This is a genomic window from Nocardioides sp. LS1 (assembly GCF_003865225.1).
Taxonomy (GTDB): Bacteria; Actinomycetota; Actinomycetes; order Propionibacteriales; family Nocardioidaceae; genus Nocardioides; species Nocardioides ginsengisegetis.
The window spans coordinates 1-16,649 of the sequence record NZ_BIFF01000002.1; the positions used below are offsets into that span (position 1 = coordinate 1).

Below are 16,649 nucleotides of genomic sequence, written 5' to 3' on the forward strand. Positions count from 1 at the left end.
TGACCAGGCGGGCCTTCGACATGACGGGAGGATCTCGACAGGTGTCATGACACCTGCCCGGTCGCGGGGGTGTCGTGTCCGGGATGTCGTGAGACATGTGTCCGGTATGTCCTGAGCCAGCACACTGTCAGCCCGACCGAAGAGATCGCCCCTGACCTGCGGAAGCGGGTCAGGGGCGATGCAGTCTCGCCTCCCGGGTGACCTTCGTGCCCGCACGGTGGGGCCTTGGGCCCTGCCGTCCCGGTGCCGGCATCCCGAGGATGAAGTCATGCCGACTCCCTCGAGAGCGACTGGATCGCGCACGGCGTCGGCCGTGGGCCCGGCAGATCCGTCCTGGGCCGGCCTGTACCGGCTGGGCGGCCTGTCGGCCGCGCTGTTCGTGCTCCTCGTCGTCATCCCGGTGACGCTCGTCTTCGCCGCGCCCGCTCCGCCGGTCGACGGTCGCGCGTTGCTGCCGTACATCGCCGCCCACAAGACCGTCTACCTGATCGAGCTGGTCTGCTTCGTCGGGCTGAGCGTGCCCGCGCTCGTCGTGTTCACCGCGGTTTCCGTTGCACTGAAGGACGCAAGCAGGAGCATGGCAGCCGTCGGGGGACTGATCGGGGTTGCCTCCGAGGTCATCGCGCTCGCCCTGGGCAGCAGCCCCCAGTCCCTGCACGGCGGACTCGTGGTGCTCAGCAACTCCTACGCCGCGGCCCGGACGGACGCCGAGCGGGCCGGCATCGTCAGCGCTGCGGACGCGCTGATCGCTGCCACCAACGCAGTGTCGTGGGCAGGGATCCTGACAGCAACCGGGATCCTTCTCCTGTCCCTGGCCATGAGGAAGGGCTCGTTCGGGCGTGCGGTCCCCGTGCTGGGCGTGCTCACCGGTGCTCTGGGGATCGTGAGCGAGGCCCTCCGCCCGATGATCGGACCGGCGTACCTGGTCTACGGCCTGCTGCTCCCGGCCTGGTTCGCGCTCGCAGGGTGGAACCTGCATGGCCTCGGCCGACGAGGGACGCCATGAGCAGGATCCGCGGAACCCTGGACATCGCCCGACCGGTCGAGGAGGTCTTCGACTTCGTGGCCGACCAACGCAACGAGCCGGCCTACAACCCCAGGATGACGGCGTCGACCATGCTCACCGACGGCCCGGTCGGAGTCGGCACCCGCTTCGCCGCGACCGTGCTCAGCCGCGGCAAGCCGCTCGGCGTGACGATCGAGGTGACCGGCTTCGACCGGCCGCGCCGGATGGCGACGCGCAGCGTCATGGCGGGCGCCGTGGTCGAAGGCGAGGTGCGGCTCGAGCCCACCTCGGGTGGCACGCGGTTCTCCTGGGACTGGACGGTGACCCTCGGAGGCCCCGGCCGCTTTGCCGGCCCAGCGATCGCACTCATCGGGAGACACCAGGAGAGGACCATCTGGACGGGCCTCAAGCACCACCTGGAGCAGGACGTCTCAGGGGAGGCCCAGGGCGAGAAGCGCGCCGATGCACAGCGCGACGAGACCGAGCGTCACGGCGTAGACGGCTGACATGGAGCGGGTGGCGGCGTACTGCCCCATCAGGTCCCGGTCGCGCGCGATGCCGAACATGAAGCCGAGCAGCGGCAGCAACAGCACGGCGTTGAGCACCTGCGAGAGCACGAGGATGCGGATCAGCGGGAGGCCCGGCGCGAGGACGACACCCGCGCCGACGGCCGCGGTCGCGAGGTAGGAGACGTAGAAGAGCGAGGCGTGCTCGAAGTCGTCGTCGAGCGCAGCCTCGGCGCCCGCGAACTCGCAGATCGAGTACGCCGTCGACAACGGCAGGATCGCGGCGGCGAGCAGGGCTGCGCCGACCAGGCCCAGGGCGAAGAGCGTGCTGGCGAGGGGTCCGGCGAGGGGCTCGAGCGCGCCGGCCGCGTCGGACGCCGACTCGATGGTGACGCCTCGGGCGTGCAACGTCGCGGCGGACGCGACGACGACGAAGAACCCGATCACCCCCGTCAGGACCGCGCCGGTGATCACGTCGACGCGCTCGTAGCCCAGGTCGTCGGTCGTCAGCTTCTTGTCGACCGCATAGGACTGGATGAAGCTAAGTCCCCACGGGGCCAGGGTCGTGCCGACGGTCGCGGTCACGATCAGGACCGCCCCGTGGCTCAGCGGCATCGTGGGCAGGACGAGTCCGGTGGCGGCCTTCCCCCAGTCGGGATGCGCGAGGAACCCCGCGGCGACGTACGCGACGAACACGGTGGCCAGGCCCATCAGCAGGTGCTCGACGCGGTGGAAGCGGCCCCGCAGGACCAGCGCCGAGACCACGACCGCCGAGATCGGCACGGAGACCGCAGGCGGGACGTGGAAGAGCCCGAAGCCGGCGGCGATGCCGGCGAACTCGGCGCAGGTGGTGCCGACGTTGGCCAGGACGAGGACGACGAGGGCGAGGGCGCTCGCGCGCACGCCGTACCGCTGCCGGATCAGGCCGATCAGCCCCTGGCCGGTCACGACCCCCATGCGCGCCCCGAGGCTGTGGAAGACGACGAGGGCGACGGTCGAGAGAAGCAACACCCACAGCAGCTGGTAGCCGTAGCTCGCGCCGAGGACGGAGTACGTCGTGATGCCGGCCGGGTCGTCGTCGGACAGTCCCGCGAGCAGCCCGGGGCCGAGCACCGCGACCAGCATGGCCACGCGCGTCCGGCGCGCCGCCACCGTCGGCGGACCGGTCGTGGCCATCAGTCCCTGCCGACCGGGAGCGGCCGGTTGTGCCGCCAGCCCCGGTGACGAAGGAAGCGGCGTCGCGGCGAGGGTGTGGACAGCGGATGGAGTGCCGGCTCGAGTCGTCCCCGGACGTCCGGGTGGGTCATCGAGACCGCCTCGGCCGCCCGGGCCCGCCCCACCGTCCGGATGACGTCGTGGGCGTCCTCGAGGTTGAGCCGGGTGATCAGCTGGGCCAGGCCGTGGGCATCGAGCCGGTGGACCGCGGCCGTGCTCGTCGCCAGCTGGATGTCGTGGCCACGGGTCGAGGTCAGGTGCAGGTCACCCCAGTCGACGGCGTCCTCCGGCAGGTGCTCGGCCAGCCGGCCCAGCCCCAGCCGCCTGACCAGGGCGCGCAGGCTCACGTCGACGGCGACCAGCTCGAGCCGGCCATCGGGCGTGCGGTTGAGCAGGACGTCGGAGACCCGTGTCATGCGATGGTTCCGGACGTCGAAGATCTGGGTGTCGAGCACGTCGCGGTGCAGGAGCAGCTCGTCGGTCTCGAGGTCGGAGTCGCCGCCGAAGGGCGTGACCTTCGGGGGCAGGTCGACCGTGACGGTGGTCGGCTCGAAGGCGGCGACGGCAGCCCAGGGGAGCAGCAGTCGTCGCCGGTCGGCGGTGGACACGACGAGCCGGTCGACCGTGGGGTGGTCGGTGCCGATCCGCATGGTGAGGTCCCGCAGCCGCCCGACCTGGCTGCCGTCGGCGGACCGGACGCGCTTGCCGGTCTCACGCGACAGCACCAACATGGGCTGAGTGTAGGGCGACGGCGGAGGGGTGGTGCGGATGCGTGCCTGGGCGGTGAGCGGGCGTCCGGGGGGACGTGACCGCGTCGTCCGCGTGGACCGTGCGGTGCCGGAGCCGGGGCCCGGCGAGGTGCTCGTCAGGGTCCTCGCGTGCGGTGTCTGCCGGACCGACCTCCACCTGTCCGACCTCGACCTGGCGCCACGGCGGCCGGAGGTCGTCCCGGGTCACGAGGTCGTGGGGGAGGTGGTGGCGGCCGGGCCCGGTGCGGACCGGTTCGTGCGCGGCGCCCGCGTCGGGATCGCCTGGCTGCGCTGGACCTGCGGCTCCTGCGGTCCCTGCCGGCGTGGCCGGGAGAACCTCTGCCGGCTCTCGCAGTACACCGGCTGGGACGCCGACGGCGGCTTCGCCGAGTACGCCGTGGTGCACGAGGCGTTCGCCTACGCCCTGCCCAGCGGGGCCGACCCCGTGGCGCTGGCTCCACTGCTGTGCTCGGGCATCATCGGCTACCGGGCGCTCAAGCGCGCGAACCTGCCACCGGGCGGCCGCCTGGGCATCTACGGCTTCGGGGCGAGCGCCCACCTCACGGCGCAGGTCGCGCTCGCGCAAGGGCACGAGGTGCACGTCCTCACGCGCAACGCCGGCGCCCGCGACCCGGCCACCGACCTCGGGGTCACCTCGGTCGGTGCCGAGGACGACCTCCCGCCCGTGCAGCTGGACGCCGCCATCCTCTTCGCGCCCGCGGGCAACCTGGTGCCGGTGGCGCTCGCCGGCCTCGACCAGGGCGGCACCCTCGCCGTCGCGGGGATCCACCTCAGCGACATCCCGCCGCTGGACTACCAGCTGCACCTGTTCCGGGAGCGCACCCTGACCAGCGTGACGGCCAACACCCGTGCGGACGGCGAGGAGCTCTTCCGCATCGCGGCGGCCCTGCGCATCGAGCCGCGGACCACGACGTACGCCTTCGACGACGTCGACACGGCGCTCGAGGACGTATGGCGCGGCTCCGTGTCCGGAGCGGCCGTGGTCCGGGTCGACGAGGGCGACAAGGGATGACCGGCCCTCGCGCCGATGACCATCGACACTGGGCGCGACCGGGCGTGAAGCGGTTGCGTGGGGTCATGGACACGACCGAGGAACGGCGCCTGATCGGTCATGTCGAGCATCGGTTGACGACGCAGTTCCCGCACGTCCCGGCGTCGGAGATCCGGCTCCTGATCGCCGGGCTGCTCCAGAGGTACGACGGCAGCCGGGTCCGCGACTTCGTCTCGCTGCTGGTGGAGCGCGAGGCCCGCGACGTGCTGAGCGCTGGTCAGCCGGCGAGTGCCCTGAAGGCCTGGTAGACGAGGTACGCCGGCCAGAGGATGCCCTCGACGACGGCCCAGACGTGCCACCAGAAGCCGTCGGCCTGCTGCCAGAACCAGACCCAGGCGCCCAGGATGCCGATGCCGTAGATCGCGCCGCCGCCGGCGGCGGTCCCGGAACCCCGGTCAGCCATGGTCGAGGACCTCCTCCAGCGGGCGTCGCGGCGTCAGGGGGACCGGCTCGTTCGTGGGTGTCGGCCACCCGACCCTGAGCAGGAGCTGCGGGCAGGAGTCGTCCTCGAGGACGTGGTGGGCCAGGTCGGCCCGGGTGCGGGCGACCTCGATCGGCTGGCTGAACGGGACGACCGACAGGCCGACGACCGTGCAGGCCAGCCAGATCGCGTCCAGGGCCTCGCCGACGCGCAGCCACGACAGCCGGTCGTCGGAGGCGGTCGAGAGGACGAGCCAGGAGGGGGACGGGTCCGCGCGCTCGACGTACGGATCGGACAGGGAACCGGGCGGGAAGCGGGTCGCCTCACCCGCGGCTGCGGCAGCCGCGGTGAGCAGGTTGCTGACCGGGATTCCCTGCCGGTCGAAGAACGGGTGCACCCACGACAGGAGCTCGTCCCGGCGCGCGCCGTCGGCGTCCTGCACCTCCATCGCCTGGCGCAGCAGACGGGGGACCAGGCCGGTCGTCCCGCCGGGCGCGGCGGTGACCACGACGCCGAAGTGCGCCGCGATCGCGGCCAGCTCGTCGAGCCGGGCCGGGGGGACCGCCCAGGAGGAGACCTGACGACGGTCGGTACGCCGGTCCTCGACGGCCTGCAACAGCTGCAGGTCCCGCAGGTCCGGTGGGCGCGCCGCGAAGGTGACCGTGGCCAGGTGCTGGGGTCGCGCCGGCTCGGGGAGCCGCGCGACGGCGGCGGCCCACCCGTGTCCCGCCGCGGCGACGACGAGCTGGTGGAGCGCGGCACCGCAGCTGACGGCCAGGTCCCGTCCGTCGGGGTCCGTGCGGGTCAGCTGCCGGTCCGGGGCGACGTGGAGGCGGAGGTCGTGGTCGGTCGCCTCCCACTGCCACGGCTGGGTGTTGTGCACCGACGGCGCTCGGCACGCCAGCCGGACCAGCTCTCGCAGGGTGGCGGCATCGGGGAAGGTCATGGCTCATCGGAGCACGCCGCGCGGAGGGGGAGACAGGGCCATTCCGCCGCGGCGTACGGGACCTTCGGGCCCCACTCCGGCTGCCCCGGGATCATCGGAGCGAGAACGGCGGATAGCGGTCGGTGACGAGGAGGATGGCGTAGGCCTCGACACGCAGCCACCACCGACCGACCCCGACCACGAAGTCGAACAGCCCGCGCGGATACCGGCCCGTGACGAGGATCGCGAACCACGCGACCACCACCGCGAGGAACGCGCCCACGCTCAGGAAGGCCAGCACCACGAAGTGCGGGATCGCGAGCAGCCACTTCACGAGGGGCAGCCAGCGGTTGAGGTCCCGTTCGACGTCCGGGTAGTCGATCTCCAGGTGGACCTGCTGCTCCTCGACGGTCGAGGGGTACTCGTCGGTCACCAGCACGGCGTAGGCACAGACCCGGGCGCCGAAACGGGTGAGCTCGCGGGCGAAGTCGAACCACCAGCGTGGGTAGCGGCGCCGGAACAGGATCATGAGCACCGTGGCCAGGAAGAGACCGCTGACGATCCCGCCGCTCGTGGAGCTCACGGCCTCCCCGCTCTGGTCGTAGACCGTCCGGGTCTCCCCGGCCGTGAGCACCCCGTAGACGACGGCAACGGGGATGATCAGCACGATCCTGAACAGCGTCTTCACCCGGTCGTGCTCCGCGGAGTAGTCGACGTCCAGACGCGCGGGGTACGCCGCCGGAGCCGCGGGTGTCGGGGGTGTCGTCGGGTCGGACATGGGGGATCTCCTGGCGGTCAGGCAGGCAGCAGCAGGCTGCGCCGGCGGACGGCAGCGGTCCCGATCACGCCGAGCGTGAGGCACGTGCCGGTGAGGACGAGCAGTGGCAGAGCCGACGCACCCGTGGCGGGCACGGACGGCACGTGGGTGAACGGCGAGACGTCCATGACCCGCTCCGGCAGACCCAGGGCCGGGCCGAACATCGGTCCGAGCAGCAGCGCCGCGATGACGATCGTCCAGGCCAGCGGCGAGGCCAGCCGGGGCAGCAGGCCGATCGCCGCGAGGGCGCAGGCCCCCACGACGAGGATCGCCGGGAGCTGCACGAGTCCCGCGGCGACGGTCTTGCCCAGCTGGGTGGGGGTGTCGCCGAGTGCCTGCCCTGCTCCGATCCCCATGCCGGCGGAGTAGAGCAGCATCAGGGCGATCCCGCCGCCGACCGAGTTGAGCAGGTGGCCCAGCACCCACCGTGGCCGGCTGACGCCCGAGGCCAGCAGTGACTCCAGGGTGCCCGCGGCCTCCTCGGCCCGCATCCGCAGCACCATCTGGACGACGTAGATCGCGACGATCATCGCGCCCATCGCCGCCATCGACGCGTCGTACGCCTCGAGGATCTGGTCGGCCCCGCCGAAGCGCTCGTAGAAGTCGCGCGCCTGGCCGGTGACGTCCTGGATCTGCGCGGACATGGCGCCGAAGATCAGCCCGAAGGCGAGCATGCCGACCCCCCAGCCGAGCAGTGCGCCACGCTGCAGGCGGAAGTCGAGCCCGGCGGGGCTGAGCAGCCCGGTCGCCGCGTGCGGATGGCCGCGACGCTGGGGCCACAGGCCCGCACCGACGTCACGACGTACGACGAGCGAGCCGGCGACGCCGAGCAGGCACGCACCCAGGGCGGCGAAGAGCGCCAACGGCCACACGTGGTCGCCCCCGAACGGCCGCATCTGCTGGGCCCACCCGAGGGGGGAGAGCCAGGCCGGCCAGGCGCTGTTCACCCGCGTCCCCTCGAGATCGGCCGTGCCGAGCATGTTGCCGATCCCGCTGAGCAGGAACGCCCCGGCAAGGACGGCGCTGGCGAACCCGGTGGCCGCGCGGGACGTCGAGGCGAGCTGCACCGTCACCGCGGCCACGGCCGCGAAGGTCAGCCCGACAGCCGCGACCCCGGCTCCGGCCGTGAACGCACCCGCGACCGGCTGGCCGTTGACCACCATCGCCAGCCCGAGCAGGCCCGCCATCACGGTGTCGGCGACCGCAGCGACGATCACGGCCGCGGCGAGGTCGGCGTAGCGGCCCACCACCGTGGACCCGACCACCTCCGCCCGGCCGAGCTCCTCGCTCTGGCGGGTGTGCCGCACCACCGCGAAGACGTTCATCAGTGCCGCCATGACCATGAGCCAGACGTAGTCCCGCACCATCACCGCGCCACCCACGCTCGGGCCCGAGGTGAGGCCGAGCGGGCGCAGTCCCACGTTGCTGGTGGGCAGCTGGGCCTCCCGCACGACGTCCGCGTGGGTCACCAGGGACCGGACGAACATGGCCGTGGTCGCGGTCAGGAAGGCCGTCAGCCCGAGGACCCAGATCGACAGCGTGACCCGGTCCCGGCGAGCCGCGAGCCGGGTCAGCCGGATCGTCCCCGACAGGGCGTTCATCGCGCGGGCACCGCCTCGGTCGGCGCGGCGACGGAGTCGGCGTGCGTGTCGTAGTGCCGCAGGAAGAGCTCCTCCAGGGTGGGGGGTGCACAGGTGAGGGACCGCACCTCGTAGCCGACGAGGCGCTCGAGCACCCGGTTCAGGTCCCCCGTGTCGACGCCGAACCGCGCCTTGGTGCCGTCGCGCCACAGGTCGTGGACGCCGTCGAGCCCGCCCAGCCCCACGAGCGGACGCGTGGTCTCCACCGCGACGGTGGTCCGGGTCAGGTGCCGCAGCTCGGCGAACGTGCCGGACTCGGCGACCCGGCCCTCGCGGATGATCGTGACCCGGTCGCTCAGGGCCTCGACCTCCGAGAGGATGTGGCTGGAGAGCAGGACGGTCCTGCCCTCGGCGCGCCGGGCGCGCACGACCTCCTGGAACTGCGTCTCCATCAGCGGGTCGAGGCCGGACGTGGGCTCGTCGAGCAGGTAGAGCTCGACGTCGGACGAGAACGCAGCCACCAGGGCCACCTTCTGGCGGTTGCCCTTGGAATAGGCACGGCACTTCTTGGTCGGGTCGAGGTCGAACCGCTCCAGCAGCTCCGCGCGTCGCGCGGGCACGAGCCCACCCCTCAAGGAACCGAGCAGGTCGATCACCTCGCCGCCGGTGAGGTTGGGCCACAGGTTCATCTCGCCGGGCACGTACGCCAAGCGGCGGTGAAGTGTTGCGGTGTCGCGCCAGGGGTCGCCGCCGAGGAGCGTGACCTCACCGGAGGTACGACGCAGGAGACCCAGCAGGATGCGGATGGCCGTGGTCTTGCCCGCGCCGTTGGGGCCCAGGAAGCCGTGGACCTCGCCGGTCGGGATCGCGAGGTCCAGGTGGTCCAGGGCCCGGGTGGTGCCGAAGTCCTTGACCAGCCCGCGGGTCTGGATCGCACGCTCGGTCATGCCACCACACTTCGCCTCGGAGCAGCCCCTGATCAGGGTCCAACCACCCCGGCCGCGGGACCTTGGTCCCGCACCGACCTTTCCCCACGTTGGGGGATGCCGCTGCCCCTGCAGGGCGGGTAGAGCCGGGAAGGACCGCATGTGCGTCGCCACCGGGGCGGCCGGCGGCCTGGGAGGCTTGAGATGTTGAAGGCAGTGGGAGTTTCCGCGGGGGTCCTCGCGATGGCGGTGATGGCGGTCGGGTCCACGGGTCCGGCCCAGGGATCGGGTGCGCGGCAGGCGGCCGGCAGTACGGTGCGGGTCTACTCGACCAACACCGAGGAGAGCTTCGTCGACGTCGCTAACGACGGCCCCGGGCTCGGCGACATGTTCGTCTTCCGCTCCAACCTGGCCCGCGGCGGACACCGCGTCGGCCACACCGGCGTGGTCTGCACGATCACCTCCGCCCACCACGACGAGTCGCAGTGCCTGGGTTCGGCGAAGATCAACGGTCAGGGCGAGCTGACCATCCAGGGCCTGATCGCCGGCAACCCGAAGTCGTTCTCCTTCGCGATCACTGGTGGTACGGGCGCCTACGAAGGTGCCCAGGGCACGCTGACGGTCTACGAGGTGTCCAACAAGGTGGAGCGGCTGACCTTCACGATCACCCACTGATCGGCCGGACGCGACCGTACCGTCGTCGTACGGTGTCCCCACGTCCGGGCCCCCGGGCGTGGGCACACGGGAGGGTCCTCGATGCGCGTGGCGGTCCGCGGCTGCCAGCTGGTGCTGCTCGTCCTGGTGGCGGCCTTCGCGGTCACGACCGTCCCCGGTGTCCGCGGCGACGGCTTCGACACCGCGCTGGACGGGTGGCTCCAGGGATCGGCGTACGTCGCCTGCGCGCTGGTGGCCGTGCTGCGGCCGGTGCGCTCGGTGGTCGCGCGCCCGTTGTGGGTGCTGGTCGCCACCGCTCTGGTGCTGCGCGCGCTGGGCTTCGTGCTCTACCTCGGCTACGTGCGCACGCTGACCCCACCGCCCTACCCCTCGGTCGCGGACCTCGCGTGGCTGGCGATGTCGGTCGTGCTGCTCGTCGCGCTGGCGGTGCGGGCGCGGTCGCTGGCGCCGCGCGTCTCGACGACGCTGGTCCTGGACGCCGTCCTGGGTGCCCTCACCGTCGCAGCCGTGTCCATCGCCCTGCTCTACGACACCCTCGAGCACCTGACCCGGGCCGGCACGCCGGGTGACGTGGTCGCGACCAACCTGGCCTACCCGGCCGTGGACGTCGCGCTGCTCATCGTCGTGACCGGTCTGCTGATGGCCTCGCAGTGGCACCCGCCGACCAGCGACCTCGTGCTCGCCGTGGGCGTGGTCGGCTTCGCCGTCGGCGACACGGCGTTCCTCTACCAGCTGACCGCGGGGACCTATCATCCCGGGAGCTGGCTCGCGGCCACCTCGCTGGCGGCCACCGCCGCGATCGCGCTGGCGGGCTGGAGCGGCCCCGACCGGGAGCCGGAGCCGGTCGAGCTGCCGCCCCCGGGGATCGGCGTCCCGGTGGTCTTCGCGCTGGTGTGCGTCGCCATGTTCCTGGCGGCGTCCCTGGGGCACCTGCCGCTCGGCAGCATCCTGCTGACCGCGGCGGCGCTGGTCGTCGCGATCGCGCGCGGGGCCCTGACGCTGCTCGAGGACCGGGCGGTGGCCGGCCGGGTGCTCCGGACCACCAACGAGGAGCTCGTGCGGTTCCAGGCGCTCGTCGAGGCGTCCGGCGACTTCATCGCGATCGCCGCGCCCACCGGGGCCGTGCTGTACGTCAATCCCGCGGGCCGACGGATGGTCGGGCTGCCGCCCGACGTCGATGTCGCCACCACGACGATCGAGGACTACCTCACCGAGGAGGGCCAGCAGCTGTCGGCCCGCGTCGAGGTGCCGGCCGTGCTGGAGCGGGGCCACTGGGAGGGCCAGTCGACCCTCCGCAACCGCAACGGCGGCCCGCCGGTGCCCGTCGCGATCTCCAGCTTCCTGATGTACCGCCCCGACGGGGGCGGGCCGTTCGCGCTGGCCACCGTCCAGCGCGACATCACCGAGCGGCTCGAGTCGGAGCGCGCCGTGCAGGAGCTGGCCGACCAGCGCCAGGACCTGCTGGGCCGGCTCGTGCAGGCGCAGGAGGACGAGCGGGCGAGCATCGCCGCCGACGTCCACGACGACTCCGTGCAGGCCCTGGCCGCGGTCGACCTCCGCCTGGGGCTGATCCGGCGCAAGCTGGTGGACGCGGCGCCCGAGCTCCTCGAGAGCGTCGACAAGACGCTGGAGACCGTGCAGGTCGCGACCGGTCGGTTGCGCCACCTCCTCTTCGACCTCGAGCTCCCGGCCCTCGAGCTCGGCGTCGGCACGGCGCTCGAGGACGCCGCGAGCTACGTGTTCGAGGACAGCGACATCGAGTGGGAGATCATCGGGCCGAGGGACCTCGGCCTCGCGCCAGCGGCCCGGGTGACGGCGTACCGGATCGCCAAGGAGGCGCTCATCAACGCCCGCCGGCACGCCCAGGCCCGGCACGTCACCATCACGCTGGAGCGCGAGGACACCGCTGCCACCGTCACGGTCGAGGACGACGGCCGGGGAGTGGACACCTCACAACTCGTCGATCGGCCGGGTCACCTCGGCCTGTCCAGCATGTATGACCGGGCCACCATCGCCGGTGGTCGCCTGGAGATCGACAGCCGACCCGGGGAGGGGACGCGGGTGCGCCTGTGGCTCCCGTTGGGATCAGGCGGCTGACGCGACGGGCGGCTCGGCGGCCAGGACCGCGCGGACGCACTCCTCGCCGAGGCGGAACAGCTCCTCGGTGTGGCTGAAGTCGAAGACCGTGCCGCAGTCGAAGGCCTCGTCGAGCTTGAGCCGGACGATCTCGACGTCCTGCGGGAACTCCGGCTCGTCGCGGTAGCGGACCGATGCCACGAGCGAGGCGATCAGCACGTCGAGCGGGCTGCGGAGGTGGCGGTGGGTCTGGGGGGTGCGCGTGACGTCGAGGACGAACACGCGGTCGCCGGGCTGGACCTCGTCGAGTGCGCCGGAGAGCGGGACGTTCTCCGAGATGCCCGCGTCCACGTGGGTCGTCGGGCCGTCCTTGCCGCGCAGGACGACCGGCGGGAACAGGCCGGGCAGCGCGGCCGAGGCGGCCAGCAGGTCGGTGACCAGGCCGTGGCTGTGGTGCACCGGGCGGCCCGTGGTGATGTCGGTGGTCGCCACCCGCACCGGGGTGGGGAGGTTCTCGAGGTGGTACGTCGGCACCCACGTCTGGACCAGGCGACGGAAGGTGTCGGCCGAGAAGAGGTAGGGGCGGCGGCGGGCGACGTTCATGAGGATGCCGCGACGGGGGCCGCAGATGGACTCCTCGCTCATGCCACGCCACTTGTCGGCGAGGGCCTCGATGCCCTCCGGGCCCGGGTGCGAGCCGACGAAGCAGGCGTTGATCGCGCCGACGGAGCCGCCGATCAGCAGGTCGGGCGTGATCCCGGCGGCCTGCAGTGCCCTGAGCATCCCGACCTGACCGGCGCCGCGAGAACCGCCGCCTGAGAGAACGAAGATGTTGCGTGCCATGGAGTGGTGATGCCCCGGCCGGGCACTCCTCAATCCTCGTCGTCCCCAGGGCTGTGTGTGGGCTGGACCACGGTGGGCCCAGGAGGGCGTCGGTAGAGCAGGTCTGCTGCCAGGTCGGGCCGGTACCGCGCGAAGAAGTCGGCGTCGTTGGGCTTCCACACGCCGTGCCACAGGTCCTCCTGCGGGTTGTTCCAGACGTGGGTGTCGCGCCAGATTCCCTGCTCGGTCGCACGGTCGAGGTCGACGTCGACCCAGACGGTGAGGTCGAAGCGCTCGAGCAGGCCCGGCACGAACAAGCCGATGCCCTCGACGAGCACCACGGCCTCCTGCTCCTCGTCGAGCACCTCGCGGGCGAGCCGCTCCCGGTCGACCACCGACCAGTCGTCGGAGCGCGAGGTCGGTGGTCGCTCGAGCAGGTAGTCGTCGGAGGAGACCACGACGGATCCCTCCAGCAGGTCCTGGAGCTCGGCCGCGAGCGTGGACTTGCCTGAGCCACCGAAGCCGGAGATGCCCACGACCGGTGGCCGGCCGGCGGTGTGCAGCGACCGCGTCAGGGTCGCGAGGGCGTGGGGGGACTCGAGATGCGTCGACACCCGGGACAGGTTAGGGGAGGCCCGTGGGTGGGCGACACGTCTGTACAAGCTCGCCCCAATGTCGGGTTCCGGGCGGGAATCGAGGATCATGGTGTCGTCAGATCCACTGCATCACCGTCTGGGGGGACACGATGCGCGCAATCACCCATGGGCTGGGCACCGCCCTGCTCCTCGTCGCGACGGCCTTCTTCACGCTCGTGCAGATCGCGCACGTCGACCGGGCCGTGCAGCAGATCAGCGGCCGCGACGGCAGTGCCGACCAGGTCAGCCTCGTCTCGCACACCGGCAAGGGTCACGCCCCCGCGCACCGGCAGCGCTGATTCTCAGGACATCACGCCGACGCGGCTGCGGACGAAGCCCGGGAACACCGTGCTCGTCGGCGCCGCGAAGCGGGCCTCCACGACCTCGGCGAGGACGCTGCGATAGTCGGTCGTCACCGTGAGGTCGGAGTCGAGGTCACCCGAGAGACCCGGCCACTGGGCGTGGTAGCCGCCGACGACGCCTGCTCCCGCGAGGAACATGACGTTGCCGTAGCCGTGGTCGAGCCCGTAGTTGGCGTTCTCCGCGACGCGGCGACCGAACTCGCTGAGGCAGACGACCGTGACCTTGCCGGCCAGCGCTCCGAGGTCGTCGAAGAACGCGGCCAGCGAGCCCGCGAAGTCAGCGGCGTTCGTGTTCATCCGCCCCCACTCCACGGTGCCGAGGTCGGCATGCATGTCCCAGTTGCCCTGGTCGACGGTGATCACCTCGACACCGACGTCGCCGCGGATCACGCGCGCCACCTCGGCCAGCGCCCGCCCGAGGTCGGACCGGGGATAGGTGTCGACGTGGTCCGGGGTCGAGCGGACCGGGTTGAAGTCGTCGACGGCATCGAACGTCGATTGCATCGCCCGGCCCAGGGGGCTGGCGTTTCCGTCCCACATCCGGTGCAGTGAGGCGCGGCGGCCTCCGGTCTCGTCCCACTGGTCGTCGCCCGGGATCCACACGCCGTCGATGTCGCCGGCCGACATGACCGGCTGTGTCCCGAACAGCGACGTCGGGATCGTGCCCTCGCCCATGTTGAAGCCCTGCAGCGGGCTGCGGGACGTGTCGGTGCCGATCAGCCGGTTGAGCCATCCCTCGCGGACCGAGGACCCGGGGTTGGCGTCCTCGACCTCCTCCATGGCGGAGAAGTGCGACCGGTTGGGTGCGGGCAGTCCAGTGGCGTGCACGGCCGCGAGCCGGCCGGCGTTCCACAGCGGGAGGAGCGGGGCGAGCTCGGGGTGCAGCCCGAACATCCCGTCCTTGACGAGCAGCCGGTCGGACGGGATCGCGATGCGGGGGCGCGCGGAGTAGTAGACGGGGTCGGCGTGCGGCACGACCAGGGAGAGGCCATCGGCGGCGCCCCGCAGTGACACCACGACGAGGACTGACGAGGCCGGCGTGATCGCCGCGGCCGAGGTGGTCACCACGGCCGAGCCGAGCACCGTGGTGGCCCCGGCCAGCGCGACGGCTCCCGTGAGGAGACCTCGGCGGGACAGCGCGGCGTACTCGCTGCAGCAGGGGGGTGTGTTCATGGGGTTCACCGGGTCAGGAAGGCGGGGGAGTCGAGGAAGGTCGTGAGCAGGCGCGGCATGTTCCACTGGACGAGCGGGTGGTCACGGGTGATCCGCTCGGTCGGCGCCAGGTCGACGGCCAGGCAGCACGCCTCGAGCAGGGCCGCGTCCGACCGTCGGTGCAGGAGCTGCTGGGCGAGGTGGTCGACCAGCAGGTTGAAGCGGATCGGGAACTCCGGGACCCACCAGGCCGGCTGGTGGTAGGCGATGCCCGCCTTGGGCCACCAGCCACCGGCCATCCCGAGGTGGATGTCCATGGAGGCCAGCAGCCGCGACGGCGTCGCCCACGAGTCGTTGTCGATGGGCTGGCCGTCGGGGCGCGGCCACGAGAACGGCATGCAGCCCAGGCTCGCGGCCTGCCAGAGCATCGCGTTGGCGGTGTACTTCTCGCCCGGGGACCCGGTCGGTGGCCGGGCCACCGTGACCCGCAGCGCCCGGTAGGTCGCGACGAGGTCCTCGCCGGGGTCGCGCACCTTGACCCCGACCGACGAGGCGAACGCGGGCGACGCGACCAGGGCCCGCAGGACGGGACGGATCTCGGTGTCGTGCGCGAGGTAGACGTCGGCGAGCTGGTCGACCAGCGCCTGCGGCGGGTCGTCGCCGACGAACTTCACCGCCAGCCGGCGCGCGACCCTCTGTGCGGTGGCCGGGTGGTGCGCGAGGTAGGAGAGGTAGCGCTCGGCGACCGGGCGCCCGTCGGCGTCGGGGTTGGGGTCGGTGAACTCCATGACCTGCACCGGGCCGCGCCAGTGCGTCGAGGCCTTGTACGACGCCTCCCACGTGCGCCAGACGTCCACGGCGTACCCGGTGAGGATCCGGGCGGAGCTCTTGACGTCGTCCTCGGTGTAGGCGCCGCGCCCGACGGTGTGGAGCTCCAGGAGCTCGCGGCCGAGGTTCTCGTTGGGGTGCTTGGCGGTCGAGATCGCGTTGTCGAGGTAGATCAGCATCGCCGGGTGCAGCACCGCGGCGCGGAGCAGGTCCTCGAAACGGCCCAGGGCCTGCGCGCGGATCGTGTCGCCGTAGTCCTTGCGGTAGGTGAACGACGCGTCCCCGTCGGCCGGGACGTTGAAGTGGTTCTCCCAGAGCTCGGTCATCGTCTCGAGCAGCTGCCGGCGCGACCCCATCCGCCGCATCAGCACCCACCGGGCGTAGTCGAGCATCACCTCCCAGCCGCCCTCGACACCCGCCTCGTTGCGGTCGGCGAGCTCCTTCGGGCCGCGCGCCAGGCTCGGCCACCAGGAGAGGTAGGCGCCGGTGCCGGGGTCGGGCACGGACGCCGGGTCGAGCTGGCCCTCGAACCACGCCCTCGGCCCTCCGGCGTCGCGGACCTGGCGGGCCAGGGCGGGCGTGACGCCGTAGGAGAACCGGCCGACGAGGTGGCGCCCCTGCGCGGACAGCAGGGGAGCGCCCACGTAGTGCGCGGGGGTGTACGACGCGGCGCGCGCGGCAGCGGCGGGCAGCACCACCGGGGTGGCGACCGCGGTGCCGGCGCCGGCGAGCAGGGACCGACGGGTGGGGGACATGCAGCGACTCCAGAGAACGACGCGACGAGCATCGAGTATGCCCCGGTCCAGCCCTCCGCGACGGCCGAACGGGCAACTCCGTGGCCGTGGCTTGTAGAGTGCTGTCCAGTCAGTGACCACGCACCGA

18 protein-coding genes are annotated in these 16,649 nt (G+C 72.3%); 7 read left to right on the forward strand and 11 right to left on the reverse strand.

Features of this window, described 5'->3' with window-relative positions; translation table 11 throughout:
* Window positions 1–268 precede the first annotated feature (268 nt).
* Both EJF31_RS04730 and EJF31_RS04735 read left to right on the forward strand, forming a co-directional pair.
* Window positions 269–1,006: a DUF4386 family protein gene (locus EJF31_RS04730; RefSeq protein WP_125035985.1), complete on the forward strand. Its 738-nt coding sequence runs from the start codon at window positions 269–271 to the stop codon at window positions 1,004–1,006.
* Window positions 1,003–1,512 (forward strand): SRPBCC family protein, encoded by a 510-nt coding sequence (locus tag EJF31_RS04735; protein WP_125035986.1) that lies wholly within the window; start codon window positions 1,003–1,005, stop codon window positions 1,510–1,512. Before EJF31_RS04730 ends, EJF31_RS04735 begins: the two co-directional genes overlap by 4 nt.
* Here the strand turns inward: EJF31_RS04735 and EJF31_RS04740 are convergent.
* Together EJF31_RS04740 and EJF31_RS04745 are read right to left on the reverse strand one after the other, a co-directional pair.
* A complete protein-coding gene (locus tag EJF31_RS04740; protein ID WP_125035987.1) occupies window positions 1,438–2,688 on the reverse strand; it encodes an NRAMP family divalent metal transporter in 1,251 nt (416 codons plus the stop codon). The two genes, EJF31_RS04735 and EJF31_RS04740, sit on opposite strands and share 75 nt — an antisense overlap.
* Window positions 2,688–3,458, reverse strand: a complete 771-nt coding sequence (locus EJF31_RS04745; RefSeq protein ID WP_125035988.1) for a magnesium transporter — start codon at window positions 3,456–3,458, stop codon at window positions 2,688–2,690. Before EJF31_RS04745 ends, EJF31_RS04740 begins: the two co-directional genes overlap by 1 nt.
* A 37-nt stretch (window positions 3,459–3,495) precedes the next feature.
* Between EJF31_RS04745 and EJF31_RS04750 the strand changes: the two genes are divergently transcribed.
* Together EJF31_RS04750 and EJF31_RS04755 are read left to right on the forward strand one after the other, a co-directional pair.
* The gene (locus EJF31_RS04750; protein ID WP_125035989.1) at window positions 3,496–4,509 is read left to right on the forward strand and encodes a zinc-dependent alcohol dehydrogenase family protein; all 1,014 of its coding nucleotides are present in this window, start codon (window positions 3,496–3,498) and stop codon (window positions 4,507–4,509) included.
* 65 nt (window positions 4,510–4,574) lie between these two features.
* The gene (locus tag EJF31_RS04755; RefSeq protein ID WP_125035990.1) at window positions 4,575–4,796 is read left to right on the forward strand and encodes a three-helix bundle dimerization domain-containing protein; all 222 of its coding nucleotides are present in this window, start codon (window positions 4,575–4,577) and stop codon (window positions 4,794–4,796) included.
* On the opposite strand, the gene EJF31_RS04760 is transcribed toward EJF31_RS04755, so the two are convergent.
* From EJF31_RS04760 to EJF31_RS04780, 5 genes are all read right to left on the reverse strand, one after another.
* A complete protein-coding gene (locus tag EJF31_RS04760; RefSeq protein WP_125035991.1) occupies window positions 4,766–4,951 on the reverse strand; it encodes a hypothetical protein in 186 nt (61 codons plus the stop codon). The two genes, EJF31_RS04755 and EJF31_RS04760, sit on opposite strands and share 31 nt — an antisense overlap.
* Complete coding sequence (locus EJF31_RS04765) at window positions 4,944–5,915, reverse strand: NAD(P)H nitroreductase (RefSeq protein WP_125035992.1); 972 nt, start codon at window positions 5,913–5,915, stop codon at window positions 4,944–4,946. Before EJF31_RS04765 ends, EJF31_RS04760 begins: the two co-directional genes overlap by 8 nt.
* 91 nt (window positions 5,916–6,006) lie before the next feature.
* Window positions 6,007–6,672 (reverse strand): DUF4389 domain-containing protein, encoded by a 666-nt coding sequence (locus EJF31_RS22285; RefSeq protein WP_125035993.1) that lies wholly within the window; start codon window positions 6,670–6,672, stop codon window positions 6,007–6,009.
* Between the two features lie 17 nt (window positions 6,673–6,689).
* The gene (locus tag EJF31_RS04775; protein ID WP_125035994.1) at window positions 6,690–8,312 is read right to left on the reverse strand and encodes an ABC transporter permease; all 1,623 of its coding nucleotides are present in this window, start codon (window positions 8,310–8,312) and stop codon (window positions 6,690–6,692) included.
* Window positions 8,309–9,238, reverse strand: a complete 930-nt coding sequence (locus tag EJF31_RS04780; RefSeq protein ID WP_125035995.1) for an ABC transporter ATP-binding protein — start codon at window positions 9,236–9,238, stop codon at window positions 8,309–8,311. The genes EJF31_RS04775 and EJF31_RS04780 overlap by 4 nt, the downstream gene beginning before the upstream one ends.
* A gap of 183 nt (window positions 9,239–9,421) precedes the next feature.
* Here EJF31_RS04780 and EJF31_RS04785 point away from each other — a divergent pair, with 183 nt between their 5' ends.
* Window positions 9,422–9,892 carry a hypothetical protein gene (locus tag EJF31_RS04785; RefSeq protein ID WP_125035996.1) on the forward strand — a complete coding sequence of 157 codons (471 nt, stop codon included), beginning with the start codon at window positions 9,422–9,424 and terminating at the stop codon, window positions 9,890–9,892.
* An 81-nt stretch (window positions 9,893–9,973) separates the two neighbouring features.
* Complete coding sequence (locus EJF31_RS04790; protein ID WP_125035997.1) at window positions 9,974–11,989, forward strand: PAS domain-containing sensor histidine kinase; 2,016 nt, start codon at window positions 9,974–9,976, stop codon at window positions 11,987–11,989.
* Here EJF31_RS04790 and EJF31_RS04795 read toward each other — a convergent pair.
* Window positions 11,978–12,811 carry a patatin-like phospholipase family protein gene (locus EJF31_RS04795; RefSeq protein ID WP_125035998.1) on the reverse strand — a complete coding sequence of 278 codons (834 nt, stop codon included), beginning with the start codon at window positions 12,809–12,811 and terminating at the stop codon, window positions 11,978–11,980. The two genes, EJF31_RS04790 and EJF31_RS04795, sit on opposite strands and share 12 nt — an antisense overlap.
* Window positions 12,812–12,840: 29 nt before the next feature.
* Window positions 12,841–13,404 (reverse strand): uridine kinase, encoded by a 564-nt coding sequence (locus EJF31_RS04800; protein WP_125035999.1) that lies wholly within the window; start codon window positions 13,402–13,404, stop codon window positions 12,841–12,843.
* 131 nt (window positions 13,405–13,535) lie between these two features.
* Between EJF31_RS04800 and EJF31_RS04805 the strand changes: the two genes are divergently transcribed.
* Window positions 13,536–13,724 (forward strand): hypothetical protein, encoded by a 189-nt coding sequence (locus tag EJF31_RS04805; protein ID WP_125036000.1) that lies wholly within the window; start codon window positions 13,536–13,538, stop codon window positions 13,722–13,724.
* A 3-nt stretch (window positions 13,725–13,727) separates the two neighbouring features.
* Here EJF31_RS04805 and EJF31_RS04810 read toward each other — a convergent pair whose 3' ends face one another.
* Complete coding sequence (locus EJF31_RS04810) at window positions 13,728–14,960, reverse strand: DUF1501 domain-containing protein (RefSeq protein WP_125036001.1); 1,233 nt, start codon at window positions 14,958–14,960, stop codon at window positions 13,728–13,730.
* Between the two features lie 5 nt (window positions 14,961–14,965).
* On the reverse strand, window positions 14,966–16,522 hold the full coding sequence (locus EJF31_RS04815; RefSeq protein WP_125036002.1) for a DUF1800 domain-containing protein: 1,557 nt from the start codon (window positions 16,520–16,522) through the stop codon (window positions 14,966–14,968).
* Between the last annotated feature and the right edge of the window lie 127 nt (window positions 16,523–16,649).

Bases quoted from the DNA above. Each gene is read 5' to 3' on its own strand.
- EJF31_RS04730 (WP_125035985.1), top strand. From the start codon at position 269: ATGCCGACTCCCTCGAGAGCGACTGGATCGCGCACGGCGTCGGCCGTG.
- EJF31_RS04785 (WP_125035996.1), top strand. From the start codon at position 9,422: ATGTTGAAGGCAGTGGGAGTTTCCGCGGGGGTCCTCGCGATGGCGGTG.
- EJF31_RS04740 (WP_125035987.1), bottom strand. From the start codon at position 2,688: ATGGCCACGACCGGTCCGCCGACGGTGGCGGCGCGCCGGACGCGCGTG.
- EJF31_RS04755 (WP_125035990.1), top strand. From the start codon at position 4,575: ATGGACACGACCGAGGAACGGCGCCTGATCGGTCATGTCGAGCATCGG.
- EJF31_RS04795 (WP_125035998.1), bottom strand. From the start codon at position 12,811: ATGGCACGCAACATCTTCGTTCTCTCAGGCGGCGGTTCTCGCGGCGCC.
- EJF31_RS04735 (WP_125035986.1), top strand. From the start codon at position 1,003: ATGAGCAGGATCCGCGGAACCCTGGACATCGCCCGACCGGTCGAGGAG.
- EJF31_RS04790 (WP_125035997.1), top strand. From the start codon at position 9,974: ATGCGCGTGGCGGTCCGCGGCTGCCAGCTGGTGCTGCTCGTCCTGGTG.
- EJF31_RS04775 (WP_125035994.1), bottom strand. From the start codon at position 8,312: ATGAACGCCCTGTCGGGGACGATCCGGCTGACCCGGCTCGCGGCTCGC.
- EJF31_RS04745 (WP_125035988.1), bottom strand. From the start codon at position 3,458: ATGTTGGTGCTGTCGCGTGAGACCGGCAAGCGCGTCCGGTCCGCCGAC.
- EJF31_RS22285 (WP_125035993.1), bottom strand. From the start codon at position 6,672: ATGTCCGACCCGACGACACCCCCGACACCCGCGGCTCCGGCGGCGTAC.
- EJF31_RS04780 (WP_125035995.1), bottom strand. From the start codon at position 9,238: ATGACCGAGCGTGCGATCCAGACCCGCGGGCTGGTCAAGGACTTCGGC.
- EJF31_RS04815 (WP_125036002.1), bottom strand. From the start codon at position 16,522: ATGTCCCCCACCCGTCGGTCCCTGCTCGCCGGCGCCGGCACCGCGGTC.
- EJF31_RS04810 (WP_125036001.1), bottom strand. From the start codon at position 14,960: ATGAACACACCCCCCTGCTGCAGCGAGTACGCCGCGCTGTCCCGCCGA.
- EJF31_RS04765 (WP_125035992.1), bottom strand. From the start codon at position 5,915: ATGACCTTCCCCGATGCCGCCACCCTGCGAGAGCTGGTCCGGCTGGCG.
- EJF31_RS04750 (WP_125035989.1), top strand. From the start codon at position 3,496: ATGCGTGCCTGGGCGGTGAGCGGGCGTCCGGGGGGACGTGACCGCGTC.
- EJF31_RS04805 (WP_125036000.1), top strand. From the start codon at position 13,536: ATGCGCGCAATCACCCATGGGCTGGGCACCGCCCTGCTCCTCGTCGCG.
- EJF31_RS04760 (WP_125035991.1), bottom strand. From the start codon at position 4,951: ATGGCTGACCGGGGTTCCGGGACCGCCGCCGGCGGCGGCGCGATCTAC.